This is a genomic window from Crocinitomicaceae bacterium (genome assembly GCA_016708105.1).
Lineage (GTDB): Bacteria > Bacteroidota > Bacteroidia > Flavobacteriales_D > Crocinitomicaceae > JADJGJ01.
Genome location: JADJGJ010000002.1, coordinates 894488 through 916619 on the forward strand (window position 1 = coordinate 894488; position 22132 = coordinate 916619).

Annotated in this window: 17 protein-coding genes; 5 read left to right on the forward strand and 12 right to left on the reverse strand. The window is 38.0% G+C overall.

Annotated elements, in window-relative coordinates; genetic code table 11:
• Positions 1–58: 58 nt before the first annotated feature.
• Positions 59–1360 carry an SUMF1/EgtB/PvdO family nonheme iron enzyme gene (locus IPH66_15035; GenBank protein MBK7130659.1) on the reverse strand — a complete coding sequence of 434 codons (1302 nt, stop codon included), beginning with the start codon at positions 1358–1360 and terminating at the stop codon, positions 59–61.
• Positions 1350–1871 (reverse strand): RNA polymerase sigma factor, encoded by a 522-nt coding sequence (locus IPH66_15040; GenBank protein MBK7130660.1) that lies wholly within the window; start codon positions 1869–1871, stop codon positions 1350–1352. The genes IPH66_15035 and IPH66_15040 overlap by 11 nt, the downstream gene beginning before the upstream one ends.
• 306 nt (positions 1872–2177) lie before the next feature.
• Between IPH66_15040 and IPH66_15045 the strand changes: the two genes are divergently transcribed.
• Positions 2178–3122, forward strand: a complete 945-nt coding sequence (locus tag IPH66_15045) for a hypothetical protein (GenBank protein MBK7130661.1) — start codon at positions 2178–2180, stop codon at positions 3120–3122.
• Positions 3123–3140: 18 nt separating this feature from the next.
• Here IPH66_15045 and IPH66_15050 read toward each other — a convergent pair whose 3' ends face one another.
• On the reverse strand, positions 3141–3776 hold the full coding sequence (locus IPH66_15050; GenBank protein ID MBK7130662.1) for a Crp/Fnr family transcriptional regulator: 636 nt from the start codon (positions 3774–3776) through the stop codon (positions 3141–3143).
• 196 nt (positions 3777–3972) lie between these two features.
• Here IPH66_15050 and IPH66_15055 point away from each other — a divergent pair, with 196 nt between their 5' ends.
• The gene (locus IPH66_15055) at positions 3973–4845 is read left to right on the forward strand and encodes an OmpA family protein (protein MBK7130663.1); all 873 of its coding nucleotides are present in this window, start codon (positions 3973–3975) and stop codon (positions 4843–4845) included.
• Between the two features lie 883 nt (positions 4846–5728).
• Here the strand turns inward: IPH66_15055 and IPH66_15060 are convergent.
• The 7 genes from IPH66_15060 to IPH66_15090 all read right to left on the reverse strand — a co-directional run bounded on the left by IPH66_15060 (position 5729) and on the right by IPH66_15090 (position 11900).
• Entirely contained in the window at positions 5729–6661 is a 933-nt protein-coding gene (locus IPH66_15060) for an FKBP-type peptidyl-prolyl cis-trans isomerase (GenBank protein MBK7130664.1), read from the reverse strand.
• Positions 6662–6671: 10 nt separating this feature from the next.
• On the reverse strand, positions 6672–7271 hold the full coding sequence (locus IPH66_15065; GenBank protein ID MBK7130665.1) for an FKBP-type peptidyl-prolyl cis-trans isomerase: 600 nt from the start codon (positions 7269–7271) through the stop codon (positions 6672–6674).
• 128 nt (positions 7272–7399) lie between these two features.
• Positions 7400–8041 carry a hypothetical protein gene (locus IPH66_15070; protein ID MBK7130666.1) on the reverse strand — a complete coding sequence of 214 codons (642 nt, stop codon included), beginning with the start codon at positions 8039–8041 and terminating at the stop codon, positions 7400–7402.
• Positions 8042–8104: 63 nt separating this feature from the next.
• Positions 8105–8770: a hypothetical protein gene (locus IPH66_15075; GenBank protein MBK7130667.1), complete on the reverse strand. Its 666-nt coding sequence runs from the start codon at positions 8768–8770 to the stop codon at positions 8105–8107.
• 231 nt (positions 8771–9001) lie between these two features.
• A complete protein-coding gene (locus IPH66_15080) occupies positions 9002–9433 on the reverse strand; it encodes a hypothetical protein (protein MBK7130668.1) in 432 nt (143 codons plus the stop codon).
• A gap of 8 nt (positions 9434–9441) precedes the next feature.
• A complete protein-coding gene (gene uvrB, locus IPH66_15085) occupies positions 9442–11463 on the reverse strand; it encodes an excinuclease ABC subunit UvrB (protein ID MBK7130669.1) in 2022 nt (673 codons plus the stop codon).
• Positions 11463–11900, reverse strand: a complete 438-nt coding sequence (locus IPH66_15090) for a hypothetical protein (GenBank protein MBK7130670.1) — start codon at positions 11898–11900, stop codon at positions 11463–11465. Before IPH66_15090 ends, uvrB begins: the two co-directional genes overlap by 1 nt.
• 230 nt (positions 11901–12130) lie before the next feature.
• Here IPH66_15090 and IPH66_15095 point away from each other — a divergent pair, with 230 nt between their 5' ends.
• Positions 12131–12922 carry a hypothetical protein gene (locus IPH66_15095; protein ID MBK7130671.1) on the forward strand — a complete coding sequence of 264 codons (792 nt, stop codon included), beginning with the start codon at positions 12131–12133 and terminating at the stop codon, positions 12920–12922.
• Positions 12923–12996: 74 nt separating this feature from the next.
• Here the strand turns inward: IPH66_15095 and IPH66_15100 are convergent, their stop codons facing one another.
• Both IPH66_15100 and IPH66_15105 read right to left on the reverse strand, forming a co-directional pair.
• A complete protein-coding gene (locus IPH66_15100) occupies positions 12997–13431 on the reverse strand; it encodes a hypothetical protein (GenBank protein MBK7130672.1) in 435 nt (144 codons plus the stop codon).
• Positions 13432–13452: 21 nt separating this feature from the next.
• Positions 13453–18069, reverse strand: coding sequence for a M4 family metallopeptidase (locus tag IPH66_15105; GenBank protein ID MBK7130673.1), 4617 nt, complete (start codon positions 18067–18069; stop codon positions 13453–13455).
• Positions 18070–18305: 236 nt separating this feature from the next.
• Here IPH66_15105 and IPH66_15110 point away from each other — a divergent pair, with 236 nt between their 5' ends.
• Positions 18306–19640, forward strand: coding sequence for an AGE family epimerase/isomerase (locus IPH66_15110; GenBank protein MBK7130674.1), 1335 nt, complete (start codon positions 18306–18308; stop codon positions 19638–19640).
• 30 nt (positions 19641–19670) lie between these two features.
• The gene (locus IPH66_15115) at positions 19671–22094 is read left to right on the forward strand and encodes a TonB-dependent receptor (GenBank protein MBK7130675.1); all 2424 of its coding nucleotides are present in this window, start codon (positions 19671–19673) and stop codon (positions 22092–22094) included.
• Positions 22095–22132: the final 38 nt, after the last annotated feature.

Genomic DNA, 22132 nt, shown 5'->3' on the forward strand with positions numbered 1-22132 from the left:
ATCTTCCTTCTTAATATTAGCGCTGAAGTTTCACCTCAAATTCTTTTCAATCAAATAGCTAGTTAAAAGAAAATACAATTCTGAAACCGATGTTAGGATGTGCTTCTGTTTGATTTTGGTAGAGATCCGTTCCGAGAATTTTTAGTTCGTCTTCTGAACTTAGCCAGCCTCCACCCGCAGTTCCGGCTTCTTTGGTTTTAATTGATTCATATACCATTTCTGCCGCATTGCCTGCCATGTTGTACAAACCAAACTCATTCGGCAGGTAAGAATTTACTTTCACGGTGTAATATCCTCCATCAATAAAATTATTGTCGTCAAATGGTTTATAATTTGCGAGGTAACAGCCTTGGTCATTTACTGTTTTATCTCCTTTCCATGGAAAAACAGAAGTGCCACCGGCAGCATGCATCCACTCAGTTCTTAACGGAAGTCGTATGGGTTGAATAGGTGTTTTATTTCTACTTTTGAGATACGAATTTACCTCAGCTGTCAACCAGGCACAATACATCTCTGCTCCAGTGCGGCTGATGTTCACTACCGGATACTCATTGTAGGCAGGATGTGTAAAGTATTGTTCTTCCATTTCAAGATTTGATTCTCCGAACATCTTGGTCCAATTTGATTGTACTGGTTTTGCAATAAGAAAATCTTCTTCCTTGTTTTGAATTAGTAAATCATATAAAAAGGTGCGATACTGTAAATTGGTGATTTCAGTTGTACTCATATAAAAGGCACGAACCGAAATCGTTGAATCGTTCAGCGAAAATTTACCTGATGGAATGAATGCGTAATTCTTTTTGTCCATTTTTTCAAACTGTTTCATCATTTTTTTCTTTTCTCTTTCAGTGGCGGCTTTTTCTTCATCGGTCAATATAGGAATGTTACTAGATTTATCTTCAAGTTTAATTTGTGTAGTGGATATGTGCATTGACGCTTCATCATTGTTTTTTTCGATTAGTATAGGCTGAAGAAAGAATTCTGATTCTGTCTTTTCTTCGGTGTAGGAGGTGGTTTTATTTTCCGGAAATGCCGGTAAGGCAATTAGGTTATTATCTTTTTTATCAATGTTTCTTTCTTCAATTGGATTGGTGTGTTCAGATGTGTGGTTATTATTTTCTTCTTCAATTTCTTTAGAGTGATCAGAGAACAGAAAAATGCTCAGAACTGCTGTAGTAATTACTGATAAAATCATAATTAATTTTTTTAAAGTGGATAATTGATTTTTTTGAAGATGAATTTTTCTGATTCCTGAATCAGCATATTGTCTGAAATTCATACTGATTTCTTCGAATGAAACCTGAGGTTTTTCGTTTTTCAACGCATCAAACAAGTGGTTCAGCTGTTTTTCACTTTTCATAATTTGTTTGATTTTTACATGTTACCTCGTGCATTAATTCAGTCAGTTTTTCCCGTCCTCTGCGCAAGCGTTGTTTGATTGCTCCTTCTGAAACGCTTTGTATGTCCGCAATTTCTTTCAAACTGAATCCTACAATTTCAAATAGTAAAACGCATTCCTTTTGATCTTCCGGCAATTGATTTAACAAGGTGTACAATAGTTTTATATCCATGTTTAAGTCTGGATCGTCATCACTTGTCAGATGATTAAACTGGTTGACGCTTTTAAAGTTTTCAGGTTTCTTTTTTTGTTTCAAATTTGAAATTACTCTCACACAAATACCAAACAGAAAACCAAGAAATGCTTTTTCAGATCTCAATGAGCCAAGTTTGTCATAGGCAATTAATAGACTTTCATTCATGACATCCTGATAATCCATTTCACCATAAACGCGCGATCGACAGAATCTCTCAAACCGTTCATGAACCGGTTCATAAAGTTGTAAAAAATGGTTCTGCCTTTCTTTGCTCATTTTGTATAATTCACTCTTCTGTCAGTAAGTGTGGTAAAGTGGAAAGAAGTTACGGATATAATTTATTATTTTACAAATAGCGAATTATTTCGGCTGAATATGAGTGATTTATGATGCGTACAATTCTGCATTTAAGTGAATATATGTAGTGAGGGAATTTCCATTTTTCCAACGCAGGTTACAACTTAATAACCTTAGAAAGTCTATTCTCTACGTTGGGAAAATGGGGTACAATTTTCTGCACCTAACCGCATAATTTGGTCAACAACATAACGTTGGTTAACAAGCGTTGATAAATATACTCTTATGCGTTTAGTTTTATTTCTTTTGGTTTGTTGTTTGAATTTCGTAGGATTTTCTGGTCATATTTTAGATACACGCCATGTTTATAATCCGAACATCAATGCATGTTTTCAGGTTTTTAATAATAAAATCATCAAGTATAACCCAGCTGATGATGAGGTAGAAACTGCACATTGTAAAGAGGCAAAACAAATATTCACCAATTGGCTTAGCAGTGCTGATTGTCCTTATTATTTTCAAGATATGGACACTACGCAATTCTACTATCAGTTTGTTGAGAATAAATTTTACGGTAAAAACAAAACCGGTGTCATACTGATTGTACCGGATGAAAAAATTGATTCTGCTTTCTATAAAGAGCTGGGTGGGGGATTGGAAATACCCGGTGAACGTTGCCTTGATTCAAAATGCTCATGGATTAACAATGGAGAGATATTTTCTTTTGTGGTTAATCATGCAACTTCAACGATTGAAGATTTTAAAAACTGGAGATTTGAAAAGGAGTATGAACAATTTGATCCCATGCACGCATATTATGCCCAGCTGACGATAAATTACAAATGTCCGGCTAAACAGTTAAAAGAAACCCGGTTGGTTTTGTTTGTACAAAATGAATTGAGAGAGGCAGTTGAAGTAGCGCAGAATACTCCAATTCTGTTGCCTAAAGGAAAAGTTTCATCACTGGTATATTATGTGAACGGGCAAGTGAAAGGAGTTTTTTGTTTTGATATGCGTATGATTAGTAAACAATGTCCAATGCAATTTGAGAGTTCTGTTTATTTAAAAGACAAGTTAGGATACGAGAGAATTTTATTGGCGCAACCGCGCTGTGAAGGAACTTATCCGGTAACGGTACTTGAAAAAAATGACCTGGAAGAATTGGTTGGCCTTGCATGGGGAACCATTGAAGAAACTGGCAGTATCACCGAATTTTCAGCCAGCAAATAAGAAACTGATTAGATACAATTAGTTAACCAATTCAAGTTTTCCACGACCAATCTTCAGCTTACCTGATTTTTCCATTCGTTTAAGAATGCGTGAAACAACTTCTCTTGAAGTATTCAAGTCTGTTGCAATTTCCTGATGTGATAGTTCTAGTGAAGTGCTGTTGTGTATTTCAGCTTTTTCTTTCAAATAATTGGTGATACGTTCATCCATATTGTGGAAAGCAAGCATATCAACAACCTTGAGTACTTCTTCAAATTTTGCGTTGTAGGTATTGAGAATGAAATTACGCCAGCTTGAATATTTGACCATCCACTGATCAATGTATTTGATAGGTATTGCAAGAAAAATTGCTTTCTCTTCAACCACGGCTCGGATAGTACTTTTTTGATTACCAAAACCTGATGTAATAGATGCGGCGCATGTGTTACCTGAGTGCACATAGTAGAGAAACATTTCATTCCCTTCAGCATCTTCACGTACAATTTTTAATGAGCCTTCAATGAGCAAGGGCATGTTTTGAATGGGTTCACCAATATCAATCAACATGTCGCCGGCTTCAACCTCATGAATAAAAGCAACTTTCATAATTTCTTCCACCAGCTCAGGCTCACTCAGCATGGGAAAATTTTCAGATAATACTTTTCTAAGGATCATGGCTTAAAGATAGGGAAAAAATGGGTTTACATACGCACTTCATGCTGCGGCATTTGAGTTCAGCGCTTGCTACTGGTTTAATTCCAATTTACTTTACAAACAAAAAGAGGGATGATACGGCACGCCTTATCGGTGAACCTGTAACATTTCTCCCCAAATACGTATAGTAAGGAATGATTTTTGCCTGATTACCTATATGCGCGTGTTAATTTTAGTAGCAATTTTTTTAGTGGCTGATGCAGCGCATGGTCAACTTAATTTTTTGGAGGGAACCTGGCAGGGTATCATTACAACAAATCCTGATGGTTATAAAAAAGGTGCGGCTATTTGGTTTGATTTTGCGATTGACAAAACAAGTGGCGACATGAAAGGCGAGTCAAGACTTGAAACACCGTTTACGAAATATTTTGCGTACAAAAACATTAAGGGCAAGGCTGAGAGTAAAAACAAAATTTTATTTGAAGATGTGATTATTGGTTTGCAAAAAAACACCAGTGGAAAGGTGTGGTGCACAAACAAGGGCACGCTTGAATACAATGATTCAACAGGATATTTGAGTGGCACTTGGACATCTATTGACTGCAAGAGGGCGAGTGGAAAGATTGTGCTGTATAGATCAAAATACGAAATGTCACGCACAGATACAACCAGCTTGTATCACTCATGGTTTAATAATTTGGTGACGGATTTGGAAAGAGGTTGGAATGCGTACTATGTGCGTGAAGCGGAGATGAAAAATTTTGAGTTTGTGCCGGTGTATTTTGATCATGATAAAGATAGTTTGAAGCCGGAGTTTGAACCTTATTTAAAAAACATGGCACGCATTGTAAATTCACATAGTGATTTGCGAATTAAAATTATTGGTCACACTGATTCAAATGGAACAGATGAATACAACGTAGACTTGTCAAAACGAAGGGCTGAAAAAGTGAAACAATTTTTGATTTCAGAAGGCGTGAGAGAAGATAAAATTATCATTGAATTCCGCGGTGAAAATGACCCTGCAACTACCAATGAAACGCTGGAAGGAAAAAGTAAAAACCGAAGGGTGGATTTTGAGTTTGTTTGATGGTTTAGGACTTAGGACATAGGTATTAGGGCTTAGAGGTGATTTTTTGATCTAATTTTTTTTAACCAACGGAGCACTTTCCTATTTCTTCAAAATAACTTTTTGCATCTCTCCATGTACCTTAGTTCAAGTATCCGAGCATTAAACAATTTGTAAATTTTCCCTAACCCCTAAGTCCTAACGCCTAACCTCTGATAGGGCTTAGGTTTTGGGGATTAGGGCTTAGAGGTGATTTTTTGATCTAATTTTTTTTAACCAACGGAGCACTTTCCTATTTCTTCAAAATGACTTTGTACATCTCTCCATGTACCCTAGTTCACGTATCCGAGCATTGAACAATTCGTAAATTTTCCCTAACCCCTAAGTTCTAACTCCTAAGTCCTAACCCCTAAGTCCTAACGCCTAACCTCTGATAGGGCTTAGGTTTTGGGGATTAGGGCTTAGAGGTGATTTTTTTGATCTAATTTTTTTTTTTACAAACGGAGCACTTTCCTATTTCTTCAAAATGACTTTGTACATCTCTCCATGTACCCTAGTTCACGTATCCGAGCATTGAACAATTTGTAAATTTTCCCTAACCCCTAAGTCCTAAGTCCTAACCCCTAAGTCCTAACGCCTAACCTCTGATAGGGCTTAGGTTTTGGGGATTAGGGCTTAGAGGTGATTTTTTTGATCTAATTTTTTTTACCAATGGAGCACTTTCCTATTTCTTCAAAATGACTTTGTACATCTCTCCATGTACCCTAGTTCACGTATCCGAGCATTGAACAATTCGTAAATTTTCCCTAACCCCTAAGTTCTAACTCCTAAGTCCTAACCCCTAAGTCCTAACGCCTAAGTCCTAACGCCTAAGTCCTAACCCCTAACCCCTAAGTCCTAACGCCTACCTAAATTTCCTCACCTCAATAAGTTCAACATCAAAAACGAGGGTACTGAAGGGTTCAATAGGGCCGCTGCCTGCTTCTCCGTAAGCTAGTTGATAAGGCATGAACAAACGATATTGTGCTCCCTCATTCATGAGTAATAACCCTTCTTGCCAACCCGGCACTAATCCCATGGGAGTAAATTGAGCCGGTATTCCGCTGGGAATGGTACTTTCAAATTCACGTCCGTCTAAAAATCTTCCGGTGTAATGCACTACGCAGGTATCTGTAATGTTAGGCTTTATGCCTTTGCCTTGTTTGTATACAATGTATTGCAGTCCGCTTTCAGTAACAACTACGCTGTCACGACTTGCATTTTCAGCCAGAAAAAATTCTCCGTCTTCACGGTTGAGGTTGGAGTAGTAGTTTGCTACTTCTGTACGCGCAGTGATAAGATCTACTGAAGGTGGTCTGTTGAGCATGCCGTCTTGAACGCCGGTTACCAGCAAGTCAACATCAATGGTTTGATCAATGCCACGACCAACTAAAGAACTAACTAATACATACCCCTCTTCAAGTCCGACGGCGTAGCTGGCATCTGCTTTTGAAACTACAGATTCATCTACACTTCCATCCGGTCTCAAATAATTTTCAAAAATAGAATCACTTGATTCAAATGGAATGCGTAGTGGGTTGCCAAGTAAAAAATCAACCATACCTGAAGATATCTGACTGATGTCAAATTTCTGTTTGTTTTCTGGCGAACCGTATATGCCGAGTGCTGTAAATCCATGATCTAATCCTATACAATATGAAACCTTCTGATTGTAATCTTCAAATTCAATTTTATTTTGATTATCATGGGTAATGATAGTATGATCTGTTTCTCCGCTGCAAGCAAAAAACAGCAAGCTCAATACAAGGCAATGGATAAAGAACAGAAATTTTTTCATACTGGTTTTTTTATGCAATACTCAATAATTCTACTTCAAAAATTAATGCCATAAAAGGTTTGATGGGTCCGCCCGGATGTGGGTTTGCACCATAAGCCAAGTCTTGCGGAATGAATAATTTCCATTTTGATCCTTGCGGCATTAATTGCAGTGCTTCGGTCCATCCTTTGATTACTTGGGTTACTCCAAAACTTGCAGGTTGCTGGCGCTGTACTGATGAATCAAAAACGGTTCCGTCAATGAGTGTGCCGTGATAATGCACAGTAACATGTGAGTTCATGGTTGGTTGCTGACCATTGCCTGCAGTGATGATTTCATATTGCAAACCTGATGGCAAAGTAATTACTTCTTTACGTTGCGCATTTGATTTCAGAAACTCATCGCCTTCTTTTTGATAGGCTTCAAATTTTGATGCTGATGCCTGTTGAATAAATTCTTGTATGATTTGATTTGCCTGCTGAGGTGAAAATTTTGGTTGCTCTTGTGCAAATACCGCTTTCATTCCGCTTACAAATTGATCAATATCAATGCTGCCCAACTCTTGGTTTTCTAAACTATAGGCTACGCTCATGCCAACACAATAGCTGGCGTCAGATTTTAAATTGCTCATGAATTTTTTTTTACAAAGATAGGGATTGATTTGGTCTCAGCATGATTCTGTTTTGTTGGTTTACATAAAAGTAAAGATAATGAAGACAGGAGCTTAAGAGAATTTTTAATCTGAATCAAGATAGGAGATTAAAAGTGGTAACTCAGCGTGAATCCAAACGGACTGCTATTGAATGTTGTTGTTTTTTGGTAATCTTCAGTGAGATTGAAGTTTTTTGTATCATCAAACCAACGTTGTCCTAATTGATAAAATGCTTGGTATGAAATTCTGAAATGCTCTCTTGCAATTATTTCAACCCCCAGATTGATACCTGCTAACCAAGTTCTGTAATGTTGGCTAATTTGAAAATCAGATGACCAGCCTCCGGTGAAAATTCCTTCATAATCACCAAAACCGGCAAGACCTCGTAATTCAATAAAAGGTTTGACTGGAAAATGACTGCCGGATAAAAACAGGTATTTCACGCCGAGATAAAAATTAAATTCTCTCATCCAAGAATCACCCATTGGTACGTCTGCACAACTTCTACAATATTCATGCAGTTGATTTGCTGCGTATTCAAGATTGGTAGTCAAACGGAATGATGACCAACCGGTTTCAAAGGATAGATTAGTAACCAGCTTTGGTTCAAACTCATCACCTTGAGTAAGGTCGTTTAACTCAATTCTGAAAAGTGAAATGCCAATTTGAGAATTGTCTTTGAGTTGCGCTAATGAACTTGTTGCAGAGAAGATAAGAGAACAACATATCAAGTTAAGTCGCAAATTCATGTACAAAATTTTAAAAGTTTTTTGAACAAGTTTTTGACGCTGATTTATTCAGTTCACTATGCATCAATCATCAAATCCCGGGCGAATGAATTTAGGTGCATTCGGAAAATCAGCAAGCAACAATTTTCTGGCGCGGTCAAGTAGTACTAAGCAATTCCAACAATCATCTTCCATTTCAGGAAAGTGTTTAATCAAAATTTCCCATGCCGGAAAACATTTTTCAATACAAAGCAAAGCAACTTTTGCAACGCCGTTATAGTGAGATTGAATTTCAGAAGTTTCATTTTCAAGTTGTCCAAAACTCATGTAAGCCATGGTAATTTTGACGGGAATTTGAGTTTCATACCACATGATAGTTTCCATGGCGTGGTGTACTTCTCTTACAATTTCAGAGTCACCTTTTAATCCAAGCTCAGCGCGATTTTCCAGATTGGTTTTGAATACATTCAATTCTTTGGCATACTTCGCCCGGATATCTGCAGCTTTTTTTCTGTAATCAAGTGCCAACTTAGAAGTAATATTGGTGCGCGCATGTAGCTTATTGTATTCACGACGTGCTGCCCATGCAGGGTCTTCTTTTTGCAAATCTTCTAAGGGAACATTATTCTTTTTTGCCCAATTTACCAGCATAGACATGGTCTTACTGAAATTCTCATGAACTACAGCAAGAGATTCTTCGGTATTCATTTCTTTCTCATCAGGAATAAAAATTTCACACCGAGAAGTCATCTGACAGCGTTCACACCAACGATCACAATAATTGAAAATGCCTGGTATTTTAGTTTTGGGGGTACTGATATCCAATTGTTTTAGAGTGCGAATATAACTAAAATTATATGTTCAAGCCGGAAAGAGTTAACCAAAATTGCACAATTCATGCACAGAATCAATGGTTTGGCAAACTAAGTCTTATCCTAACGTATCAATAAGATTTCCGAACGCAGAGACAAATCAGAATATTCAATTTCTCTTAACTGCAAAAATATCGTTGATTTCAGCACGCTTAAATTCGGGATCATCGGTCCAAGTTTCTTTGGGAACAATTTTAAACGGCAAATAAAAAAGCGGAAGGTTTGGTTCACTCGTATGCGTTAAATCAAAAGCAATGGCATCAATTGTTTCATTTTCATTCACTGTTACACGCACTTCATAGCTGATACAATAACCCGTGATATTTTTATTTTCAAATTCGGTTTTACAATAGGTATTGAGTGCGTCAACCACTTTGTGTAATTGCGGAATATTGTTTTTATCAATTTCCATTTCAAGTGGATGCACGTTGCCGGCACGATCAATAAATGCTCCAAACGGATAACAATCACCTGTTTCATTCAAAAGCTCAGTGGCATATTCGGTCACATGATCCAGCATTTTTTTTATTTCTTCATGCATGATAAAGCTTATTTTGTTTGTAATTTCTTTTCTAGTAAAAACATTTCATCACGTAATCTGGCAGCGGTGATAAAATCAAGTTCTTTTGCTGCGGCCTCCATGTCTTTTTTCAATTTGAGAATGGTTTGAGTAAGCTGATCTTTACTCATGTACTCAATAACCGGATCTGCTGCAATAGATTCTACGGTATCCAAATTATATTCCGCTACTTCACTCTGTGTTCGGTCAGCTACTTTAGTTTGTCCTAAAATACTTTCACGAGACTTTTTAATTTGCGTTGGCGTGATATTGTTGTTTATGTTATACTCTTCCTGAATCATGCGCCGACGATTAGTCTCATCAATAGTTTTGCGCATGGAATCAGTCATTCTGTCTGCGTACATCAGTACCATTCCGTTAACATTTCTGGCTGCACGACCAACTGTTTGTACCAACGATCTTTCTGAACGTAAAAAACCTTCTTTATCTGCATCAAGAATTGCAACCAGAGAAACTTCAGGTAAATCCAATCCCTCACGTAAAAGGTTCACACCAATCAATACATCAAATTCTCCCAGACGGAGTTGACGTAAAATTTCTACGCGTTCTAAGGTGTCAACATCGCTGTGAATATATCGGCAGGGTATACCCAGTTTATCCAAATATTTCTGCAATTCTTCAGCCATTCGTTTTGTGAGTGTAGTAACTAAAACACGCTCATCTTTTTCACGGCGAATTTGTATTTCTTCAATCAAATCATCTATCTGGTTGATGCTTGGACGCACTTCAATTTTTGGGTCTAATAATCCGGTTGGTCTAATAATTTGCTCAACAATGACTCCTTCTGATTTCTCCAATTCATATTCCGCCGGAGTAGCACTAACAAAAATTGCCTGCTTAATTAAAGCCTCAAATTCTTCAAACTTCAATGGACGATTATCCATTGCCGCAGGTAAACGAAAACCATATTCAACCAGATTTTGTTTGCGTGAACGGTCACCTCCATACATGGCTCTGATTTGTGGCATGGTGACGTGACTTTCATCAACCATGAGCATAAAATCATTCGGAAAATAATCAATCAAACAAAATGGACGTGTACCGGGCGCGCGTTGATCAAAGTAACGTGAATAATTTTCAATACCGTTACAATAACCTAATTCACGAATCATTTCCAAATCATACACCACACGATCTTCAATCCGTTTGGCTTCTTGAAATTTTTGTTCTCGTTTAAAATATTCTACGTGTTTGCCTAAATCAATTTCAATAGATCCAATGGCTTTATTGATGGTGGCTTGACTAGTAACAAAAATATTAGCCGGAAAAATATTAATATCTGTAAATGATTCAATTTTGCTGTTGTTGATAGGATCCAACGTATATATGTCCTCTATTTCATCTCCCCAAAAAATGACACGCAGAGCGTAATCAGCATAGGCAAGAAAAATGTCTACTGTATCACCTTTTACTCTGAAATTTCCTCGTTCAGGTGTAACATCATTGCGGGAATATAAATTCTCAACCAGTTTCAATAAAAATTTATTCCGACTAATGATCATTCCTTTATTGATGTGAATGATACTCTCTTTAAATTCTGCCGGATTACCAATTCCATAAATGCAAGAGACAGATGAAACAATGATTACATCTCGTCTTCCTGATAGCAATGCTGAGGTTGCAGATAAGCGCAACTTTTCAATTTCATCATTGATAGAAAGATCTTTTTCAATAAAGGTATCAGTAACCGGAATGTAGGCTTCCGGTTGATAATAATCGTAATAGGATACAAAATATTCTACCGCATTTTCAGGAAAAAACTGTTTGAATTCACCATACAATTGCGCCGCCAGAGTTTTGTTGTGAGATAGAACTAGCGTGGGTCTATTCAACTCTTTAATCACGTTAGCCATGGTGAACGTTTTGCCACTGCCGGTAACTCCAAGTAATGTTTGAAACGGCACACCCGTATTTAATCCATGCACTAATTGCCGGATGGCTTCAGGCTGATCTCCGGTTGGTTGATAAGGTGAGTGAAGAATAAAATCCATTAGCCCATTGCCCCGTATAGGCCAAATACGCCGGTTTCAGCACTGCGCTGCATGTATACGGTGCAATAACAAGTAACTGAACTGCTCTGCACCATAAAACGGATTTCATATTTGTTTTTATCATCAGGCTGCGCAGCGTAACGCATGAGTTGCGCGTTGTTTATTTCATTAAAACGCAATCCTTCACACCAGAATAGTTCAGTCAAAAATTGCAGGGTTCTACCCGCTAAAAATTCATCGTGCTGCATGCGCTTGTACTCCGGTTCAATATAAGTCATCATCACATCAGCATCATGCGTGATCAGAGCGGATTCTACTTTTTTCAAAAAAATATATTCCGGTGCTTTCTTCTTGAACTTCATTGGTTTTTCATCTTGTGAATAAGATAAAAGCGGAGCCGTAATGAAAGCAAACAGAATGATGAGAGACATCTTCATACAAAATTGTGTTAAAGGTTGATAGGACAAAGATCGTAAACTTTTCAGATATCTGTTTGATGTATTTTATGAATGCGCAGAATAATCCTAATTTCATCGCAGGATGTACGAGCATCCGACTTGTTCCCCGCTGGCTTTAGAATCTTTTTCGTGCCTTTACTCTCACCAACCCCGTTAAACAGGATTTCCGTACCTTAGCAAAAGGGAATAAAATTTGTTGTATCAGTTGTATGCGTAATTTGATTTTTATACTGGCAATTTTATGTGGTGTGCAATTGCGTGCGCAGCAGTTACAATTTAAATTAACTGATTCTATTCCGGGAAAATATTCTTCGTTTGCCGTAGATAATTTTGGACGAATTGCTTTAGTGAAAAACGATGTGATTCTCAGCTTTTCAAATCAGTTGGATACGCTTTTTTCTACATCACTAAAATCTTTCCGTCCCACTTATATTGAAAGTTCTAAATCATTCCGCACGCTGGTATTTGATCAAGAGCGCAGTGTGATACATTTTTTGGATAACACCATGACAGATATTCACGGAGAAATTGATCTAGTGAATCAAGATATTCAGCAAGCCTGGTTGGTGTGCGAATCATTTGGCGGCAATGCGTTTTGGGTTTTTGATGCAGGTTCAATGAGGTTGATTAAATTGAATGAAAATTTGGATAAACTAATCATTACTGAAAATCTGGCATCGGTATTCAGTTCAGAAACTCTGCCAAGTTATATGATGGAAGCGCATGATTTATTATTTATACTAATTCCGGATACCGGCATTGCCATGTTTGATGTATTTGGAACGTATGTAAAAACTATTCCTTTTACTACGCAACAATTTGATGTATTCAATGAACATATCTTATTGCGTGAAAACAAAACCATACGCGCCACGCCCATTAAATTTGACAGTCGTCCTGATCAATATTTTGAATTCACAGACAGCATTCTTCAATTCAAATTTAAGCAAGACAAAGTGTATTTTTTAACGCCTGATGGTTTGATGATTGGGGGGTATTGAGGGGGAGTGAGGGTATAGTTTTTTGAGCTAAGTTTTGTCTCGAAAAAAATGAATAAAATCTAAAATAATAGTTCTTACCCAACCCCCAACCCCAAAAGCAAATTTCGCATCCCGTTCCAACTGCAACTGGAATCATCTAATAACAGAATTTGAAATCCACAAAATGAAATTGAATACTCATCTGCTGTTGTACAACCAGTTCCATGATTGAAATGCAGAAGTGTGTATTCGAAATCTTTAATTTTTTGAATTTGTTCTATCGTTAACTGAATGGTTTTGCTCTTATAAGATAAAAAGTAATTTTCTCCAACGCGAGAAACAACAATTGAATCTTGACTGAAGTGAAAACAGCCACTAGAATTCATGTGAATAGCATAAGTTGCAGAGTCAGGTAAGATGCTAATGAAATTAGAGTCCAACCTAAACCATTCACAGTTTGTTTGACTGAAAGCTTTGAAAAAAGTAAAATGAAAAATGATGAATGCAACAACCGCAATCCTATTTCTCATACGCTATAAAAATTATTTAACTCACTCTCTAACCAACACTCCCACACCAATCAGATCATGATCAGCGTTGATGAGTCGCACGTAATAAATTCCGTCAGCCAGATGGTCAACGGCTAAGGTTGTTGTTGTGTTGATGGTGTATTGTGAAAGTACTATTCTTCCGGTTGCGTCAGTGATAATGATTTGAGCAGCATCATTGTTGTTAGTTTGTATAGTGACAGTTTGTTGCGCAGGATTTGGATACATGGTAAATTGGTTGTCTGAATTTTCATTCATTCCCAAACAATCTAGAACTGAAATGATGGTGGTTTTTGTATCAGGACAAATAGTACCCACCGTATAGGTAACGGACCAGTTTCCAATTCCGGCAAGTGAAGGATTGAATTCTCCTGTGCTGGCATTGATGCATGCGCCGCAATCGGCAGACCACGTTCCTCCGTTTTCTGCAGCTGTCAAAATCACGTTGCCTTGTTGGCGACACAGTGGCGCAAGGGCAGTAATAGTAGCATCTGATTGTTGGTTCACGGTAATATTTTCTGTGTCAGTATCGCCACAAGCACCAGCAATGGTATATGTGATGGTGAAGGTTCCGGTACCTGCAACTAATGGATCAAATGTGCCGTTGCTCGTGTTGGTAATTCCGGTTCCTGACCAGGTGCCTCCGTTGTCAGCGGCGGTTAAATTCACGGGTGCATCGGCTGAACAAAAATCTGAAACAGGATCAATGGTTGCATCTGCTAAATCTGAAACGGTGATGTCTTCAGTGTCTGTGTCGGGACAAAGCCCACCAATAGAATACGTTATTGTAAAAGTTCCAACGCCTGAAACAGATGGATCAAATGTTCCGTTCACTACATCGGTAATTCCGGTTCCACTCCAAGTGCCTCCATTTTCTGCTGCGGTGAGATTGATGGATGAACTGTTGGAACATAATTCAGGATTAGTGAGAATGCTTGCGTCGGTTTGTTGGTTTACGGTGATAGTTTCTGTATCTGTATCACCACATGTTCCACTGAATGTATAGGTGATTGTATGTGTTCCAACTCCGGCGGTTGCCGGATCAAATGTTCCGCTTGCGCTATTGGTAATTCCTGTTCCACTCCATACACCACCTGCATCAGCTCCTGATAAGTTGAATGATGGATCTTGTGAGCAAAGTGCAGAAACAGGATTAATAGTTGCATCATATCCATCAGAAACAACTATAGTTTCAGTATCGGTATCACCACATGCACCTGCAATGGTATAAGTAATCGTATGTGATCCTATTCCGGCTGCAGCAGGATCAAAAGTAGAACCGCTGACACCGGTTCCGCTCCATGTTCCACCGGCATCCGCACCGTTTAATGTGATAGGGGCATCTGTCGTACACAATGCACCCGGGTTAGTAATGGTTGCGTCTGCATTTGGTGTTACGGTAGCTGTTACAGGTGCACGTAAACTGGTGCATGGATATTCTTCAATTTCCCAGTTGTAGAAAAAATAATAATAGGCTCCGCCGGCGCTGCTTGAGGTGATAGAAATGTATCCGGGTAATGTATATGGATAAGATGCTCCTGCATTATTTCTATACAAAGACGGACTGCTGCCTGCCAAGGTTCCAAGTTGTAAATTGGTTCCAACCGGGATATCAAAATTCAACGTAACATTACTCGTTCCGTTGGGAATATTGACAACCAATTCCTGAATTACGGTACCGGTATTATCACGCAATTGTATGGTTCTATCTCCTGCACCGTTGGCGTAAACTTTTACACTTTTTAAAATAACAGGGGTAGTGCATGTGAAAACCTGATGTTGATCACCGTTAAAATTTCCTCCGGTGCCAAATGCGTTTGTTGCTGGTCCAACAAAATTAATATCACCTGCAATTTCTTCTTCAACATAATAGGTGGTAGTTGAACTCAGTGGAGGTGTTGTATACGATGTTCCTGATGTGATCAAAGTTCCGCCACTTGGTGCATCATACCAGTTAAGTGTACCTGTTCCGCTTGCACTTAAATCAGCGGTAGTGTTTTCACAAATTGCATCACCGGTTGCTGAAGGTGCAGCCGGTTTATTGATGGTGATGTAACTTGTTTTAATTTCAGGATCACTTCCGTAAGAATTGGTTGCTGTGAGTTGTACAGTAAATGTACCGTTTGTGCTGTACGCGTGAGAAGGATTTTGTGAGGTTGAAAAATTTCCGTCACCAAAATTCCATGACCATGAAGTTGGTCCATTAGTTGACAAATCTGAAAAATTAATTTCACCACTGCAGCTAGAAGTAACATCAGCAATAAAATCAGCAACAGGTGGGGTAGTTGCTAGTGTACAATTCCAATCAATATCAAATCCGTTTTCTTCTAATCCACCGTCAGAATGAAAAACCAGTGTGATTGATCCACCTGAAGAATTAATGGTTGCAGGAGGTAAGTTGTTATTACAGTATGTTCCTAATAAAGTTGAACCGGTTGATGGTCCGTCATAAACTCGGAGATAATCATAATTGCAATTGGTACCTGAACTGCCTGCTTCAACATCAAAAGAATTTACGGTGAGTGTCACTGTTGATGCACCAGATGGAGAAATGGTAATTTGAGCATCTTGATTAGCACCGTAAACAGATGATGGTCCACCGCTGTCATAAACTGTTCCTGCGCATGCAGTTTGTAAATTTCCTGATCCGCTGGTTGGCATAATAACTTCACAAGGTAACATGTTGTCAATAGTAATATAATTGGTCATTACAAGATTATCTGTTCCGCATGCGCCGCCGTCAGCGGTTAGAGTTACGGTATATGTTCCAACTGCGGTATAGGTATGTGAAGGATTATTAGCGGTGCTGTTTCCGCCATCACCAAAATCCCATACAAAAGATGTTCCGTTAACACTGTTATTTGAAAAGTTAACGGTGAATGGTGCGCTGCACGAACTTGTTACCGGTGCAGCAAAATCAGCCACAACGGTTGCAACATAAGCATTGCCAACTCCTACTGCATACCAAGCATTGGTTGTTGTTTCAACTTGTGGTGTACATGCTCCAAACAAATCAATAGCTGATTGAATTGCATAAAATCGCGCATCAGCAAATTCAGATGTTGGCGTAAGATAAACAGTGAGATTGCGGAATGTAATTTGACTGGCCTGAGTAAATCCGAGTCCGGTTACTGAATAAGCTTCAGCCTGATCGTTGGTTCCCGATCCGCCCATCACCATGAGATAGTACCAGTAATTTTGTACTCCGCTATTGGTGTGAACTCCTCCGTTATCACCGCCTGTTAATGATGCCCAATTGGTTCCGAAATAAGTATCTGGATCACCATAAGCATTAGGGTTTGACATGGATCTGAATGCTCCGCCAATGTCTTCACCCATAGTCCAGTTCCAGTTTGATGGACGTGCATAATTTTCAATGGAAGTTCCAAAAATATCACTGAATGATTCATTGAGTGCACCTGATTCAGCGCTATAATTTAAATCAGCAGTATAGGTTGTGAGTCCGTGAGCAATTTCGTGACCGGCTATATCAATTGATGTTAGCGGATCATCAGTACTTCCATCACCGTCACCATAAGTCATGCGTGATCCATCCCAAAATGCATTGTCATAATTCACATCATAATGCACGTAACTGTTGAGTGCAAAACCGGCATTATCAATACTGTTTCTGCCATGCTGATAGAAAAAATAATCATAGGTCATTTCAGCTCCCCAATGCGCATCAGTTGCATATTGATCCAAATCTGCATTGACATTGTTCCATATATTGTCAGTATCGGTAAAATCAACGGCTGCACCATACGATGTGCCGGTGTTCATGTCATAGGTATTAACTCCGTTTCCGCGGGTTGTTTCTCTTAATCTGTATGAACCAGAGAAGCTGTCACTGACAATGTTTTGTGAACCGCTATAGGCTGTTATGGCTGTTCCGGGAGTATTCACGTGATGAATGATTTCTTCTTCAAGCAAAATTTCACCGGTTTGTGCATCAACATATATAAATGCACGATAAAGTTTTGAGTGTGCATAGATATTGAACTTATAAGCTGCGCGATACGTATTATTCAGATATTTTGAATCAGCTGAGATATATACTTTTTCAGCACTTGGATAATAGGTTGCGAATGGATTATTTTGTTCTCTTTTTAAGTGAGCTTCTTCTTCTTCAACCTCCCATTTGTAAGTTTCTGCATCAACAAAATCAAGTGCGTAAGAAAGTGCATTTTCTTCACTGATGCTGTATGATCCCGGTGCGCTGAAGTTGGTGTATAACAAACCATTCATTGAAATAACCTGATCATTTTTAATGTGTAGAATCCAGATTGCGTCTTCTACCTTTGAGCCTTGATAAGTTTGTACATATCGCACGTGTTCAAATCCCAATTCATCATAATCAGTTCTGAGATATTCAAAGCCAAAAGCGGGTTGAATGGCAAAGTTTTTTGTGATCCAGTTTAAGGCACCATCGCGGTTGGGACCCATTCCATCACGGAATTTTAAATACGAAGGCGCATCACTGAATTGTGAAGTGCGTACGCAACTGGTTCCGGTAAATAAACGGTCAGCTTGTATACCTTCCAAAATTTCTTGTGCTGATAAGGTGGTTCCAAAAAGTAGGAACACCCATACCATCATCGGCTGGATTAATTTTTTCATCTTAGTTTTCTTGAGACTATGAAGGTAAGGATATTTTTTAATCAGGATGAATTGCATGGAGCATTGTGTTTATTTCTGTTCAAGTTCAATGAGTCATGATGATTCTGATGAGATCCGGTTTGTCTCTGAAAAATTTGTTCATCCCCTGCAAATGAAGTAATCCTTATCTTTAGGCAAAATTAAATCGAGCAAGAAACTAGGTTAGGCTCGATTTTTGATAGAAAACAGAAATTTTTATGATTAAAAATAATTTAACTATTGCTGTCTTTGTTTCAACTTTTGGTTTTGCGTTCGCACAAGAGCATGAAGTGATACATGATATGCCAGCCGGTGATTATGCAAAAAAAGAATTCACGGCAGATGAGATTAATCTCGTAGAAAAAAACAGTGATGATTTTTCAGGCATGCCAAAAATTATTGCCGTGAATGAGGCTAATCCCAACGGGGTAGAATCAGAAACTGAAAAATGGCCTGAAGGAGCATGGGGAAGGGGATATGCAACATGGCCTAACATGGTTTTATACACTAAAACAGCCTATGGATATTTTGCCTGTAAACCCCTGATCAGGGATGTGTCATGTTTTACCAGAGGGCATTTATTTTTATATCTTGATAATAATTCTCTCACAACAAGTTTGCGGTTAGTTAAAGCAGGAATTGATTATTTACTCGATGAGCAAATTAAAGAAGGTAAAGAAAAGGGAGCTTATATGTGGTGGTTAAACCGTGAGTCAGATACCAGTTTGAATATGAATGCACCCATCAACAAAACACAACCGTATGAAACTACCTATGCCCTTGTTGCACTCTGTGATTTTTACCGTTCAGGAATTGATTACCGAAGAGATGAAATTAAAATAGCGATAGAATTGTCTGCAAAACATCTGGAAAAAATCAATTGGAAAAAATCTTCTAAAGTGAATAACTCAAATATGCGTTCACTTGGTATATGGTCACTTGCCGCAGTGTATCAGGTTACCGGCGATGAAAAAATGTATGATAAGGCAGTTGAAATTGCTGAAATGATCATTGATATGCAACGGGTAGATTCAACAAGTGAAAATGGTCTTTGGTATACCGGTGGGGTTGATCAGGTTGATAATTACAGAATATATCATGATACAAAGATTTATTATCACTGCATGATTCTGCGTGGCTTGATTGAAGCATTTGAAATTGTGCCTGATGATGAAACTGAATTGAAATGGAAAATTGCAGACGCAATGAAGAGAGGTCTCAATCACCTTATTGACTACCGTGTCGATCGTTCAAATTCAAAAAATTATAAATTGAGATATGCATCTAAAACTGAAAACGGAGAACAAATGCCTGATTGGTTTTCTCATGAATTAATTGACTTTGACAAAGTTCTAGAACCCATTGTAAAAATTGCTTACTACTCAAAAAATAGCCCATACTTTACTGAGCAAGAACATCAAAATTTATTGAAATTGGCATATCAAATTGGTTATGGATTGAACGCTACAGAAAAATGGTACACGCCAACTATTGGCATGTATCAATATTATATTGGTTCAGTTTTATCAAACCGAAATGTTTTTACCAACTAAGAAATCACATCATTACATCACATCTATTGAATGAAAGTCAGATTTATATTTATCCTTTTTTGCCTTATAATTTTTTTACCCGGCAAGGTGTTTTCGCAGGTTGTTACGGTGAAGGATATTGTTAGTCTTGAACCTGTACCTGGTGTTACTATTCGTTCGTCAGAACACACTGAAACCCTTTTCACCAATTCAAAAGGGCAAGTAGATATCAGTGGATTTAAAGGTTCAAAAATGGTGGTATTTACACATATTAATTTTATTACACGCCCTTTTACCTGGGATGAATTAGTGAAAAATAATTACACCATTTATTTGACTGAAAAAGTTGTCAGCACTTCAGAGGTAATAATCTCAGCGAATAAATTTGAAGAGAATTCAGAAGATGTTGCACAACCGGTTCAGGTAATCAGCGCAAGAGATCTTACTTTCATGAGTCAACCAACTACAGCAGACGTATTGAGTAATTCAGGTAACGTGCTGGTTCAAAAATCACAGTTGGGTGGGGGCAGTCCTATCATTCGCGGATTTGAAACTAACCGAGTTCTCATTGTGATTGATGGCGTGCGCATGAATAACGCAATATATCGCGGTGGTCATTTGCAGAATGTAATCACTATTGATAATTCTATGCTTCAACGTTTAGAAATTGTTTACGGTCCCGGCTCAGTAATTTACGGCAGTGATGCACTTGGCGGTGTGATGCATTTTTACACTAAAAATCCTTTGCTCAATGATACGGCCGGAGTAAATTTTTCTGGCCAAGCTTACACGCGTTATTCAACCGCCATGAATGAAAAAACCGGTCATTTTGATTTTAGCTTGGGGGGTCTAAAATTTGGTTCTCTCACTTCTTTTACCTATTCTGATTTTGATGATTTAAGACAAGGATACAATCGCAATCAACTTTATGGTGACTGGGGATACAGACCTTTTTATGTTGAGCGATTCAATGACCAAGATTCCATGGTAGCAAATCCTTCATGGAATTTACAAAAACAATCAGGTTATTCACAATACGATTTGATGCAGAAATTTATTTACAAACCGTCTGATGGAATTCTTCATACGTTGAATTTGCAATATTCAACTTCAACAAATATTAATCGGTATGACCGCTTAACGCAAATGAGTGGAGGTTTACCAAGATTTGCGCAATGGTATTATGGCCCTCAGCAGCGCTTGCTCGCTTCTTACAGTCTACAAATTACAGATAGTGTAGTTATGTTTGATCATGCGCGTTTCACCATTGCTTATCAACAAATTGAAGAGAGCAGACATGATAGACGATTCAATAAAAATATCCTCAATCACCGGACAGAAAGTTTAAATATATTTTCATTCAATGCAGATTTTGCAAAAAAAATTGAAGATCATGAGATCAGATATGGAATAGATGGATGGTATAATGATGTTCAGTCATCTGCTTATGCTGAAGATATTATTGCTGATACTACCGGAACGCTTGATACCCGATACCCTGACGGCGGTTCTGTAATGCAAAGTTATGCCGCTTACCTGAGTCATTCTTTTGAAATTTCTGAAAAATGGATTTTAAATGATGGCGTGCGATTTAGTTATGTAAATCTTCAGGCGAATTTTGATGATACTTCTTTTTTTCCTTTTCCTTTTTCTTCTGTTGAACAAAATAATATGGCAGTAAATGGTAATTTGGGTATTGTTTTTATGCCAAATAAACAGTGGCGATTCACCTTATTAGGCTCTACCGGATTCAGAGCGCCCAATGTAGATGATCTTGGAAAAGTTTTTGAATCAATTCCCGGAAATATTGTAGTGCCCAATCCTGATTTAAAACCTGAATATTCATATAACGCAGATTTCAGTGTATCACGAATTTTTCATGAAAAAGTACAGTTGTCAGCGGGTGTTTATCTCACGTATCTTACCCATGCTATTGTTACTCAACCGGGCACTTTCAATGGCGCTGATTCAATTTTGTTTGACGGTGAGCTAAGCAAAGTAACCATGAGTATGAATGCAGCAAATGTGTATGTAACCGGTACACATATTTCATTGAAGGCAGAAGTTACTGAATCATTTTTTATCACCTCAGATTTTAATTATACGTATGGACGAATTATCACAGATACTATTCCGTACCCATTAGATCATATTCCGCCCGTGTTTGGAAAAACATCATTCAATCTTGCCTTGAATAAATTTAGAGGAGAATTTTTTGTAGTGTATAACGGCGCAAAAAAATCTAAAGATTATAATTTGAATGGTGAAGATAATTATACGTATTCAGCTGATCCGGTAAACGGCTACATGCCTGCTTGGATGACATTAAACCTGAGAGCAAGTTATCAGTTTAATAAAAATATTCAATTGCAAATGTCTCTTGAAAATATTGCAGATACCTATTACCGAGTATTTGCTTCAAACATCTCAGCGCCGGGTCGTAATTTTATTGTTACGCTGCGAGGAAGGTTCTAAAAGCATGAAATAATTCAGCAATTAATCTTGATGATTGC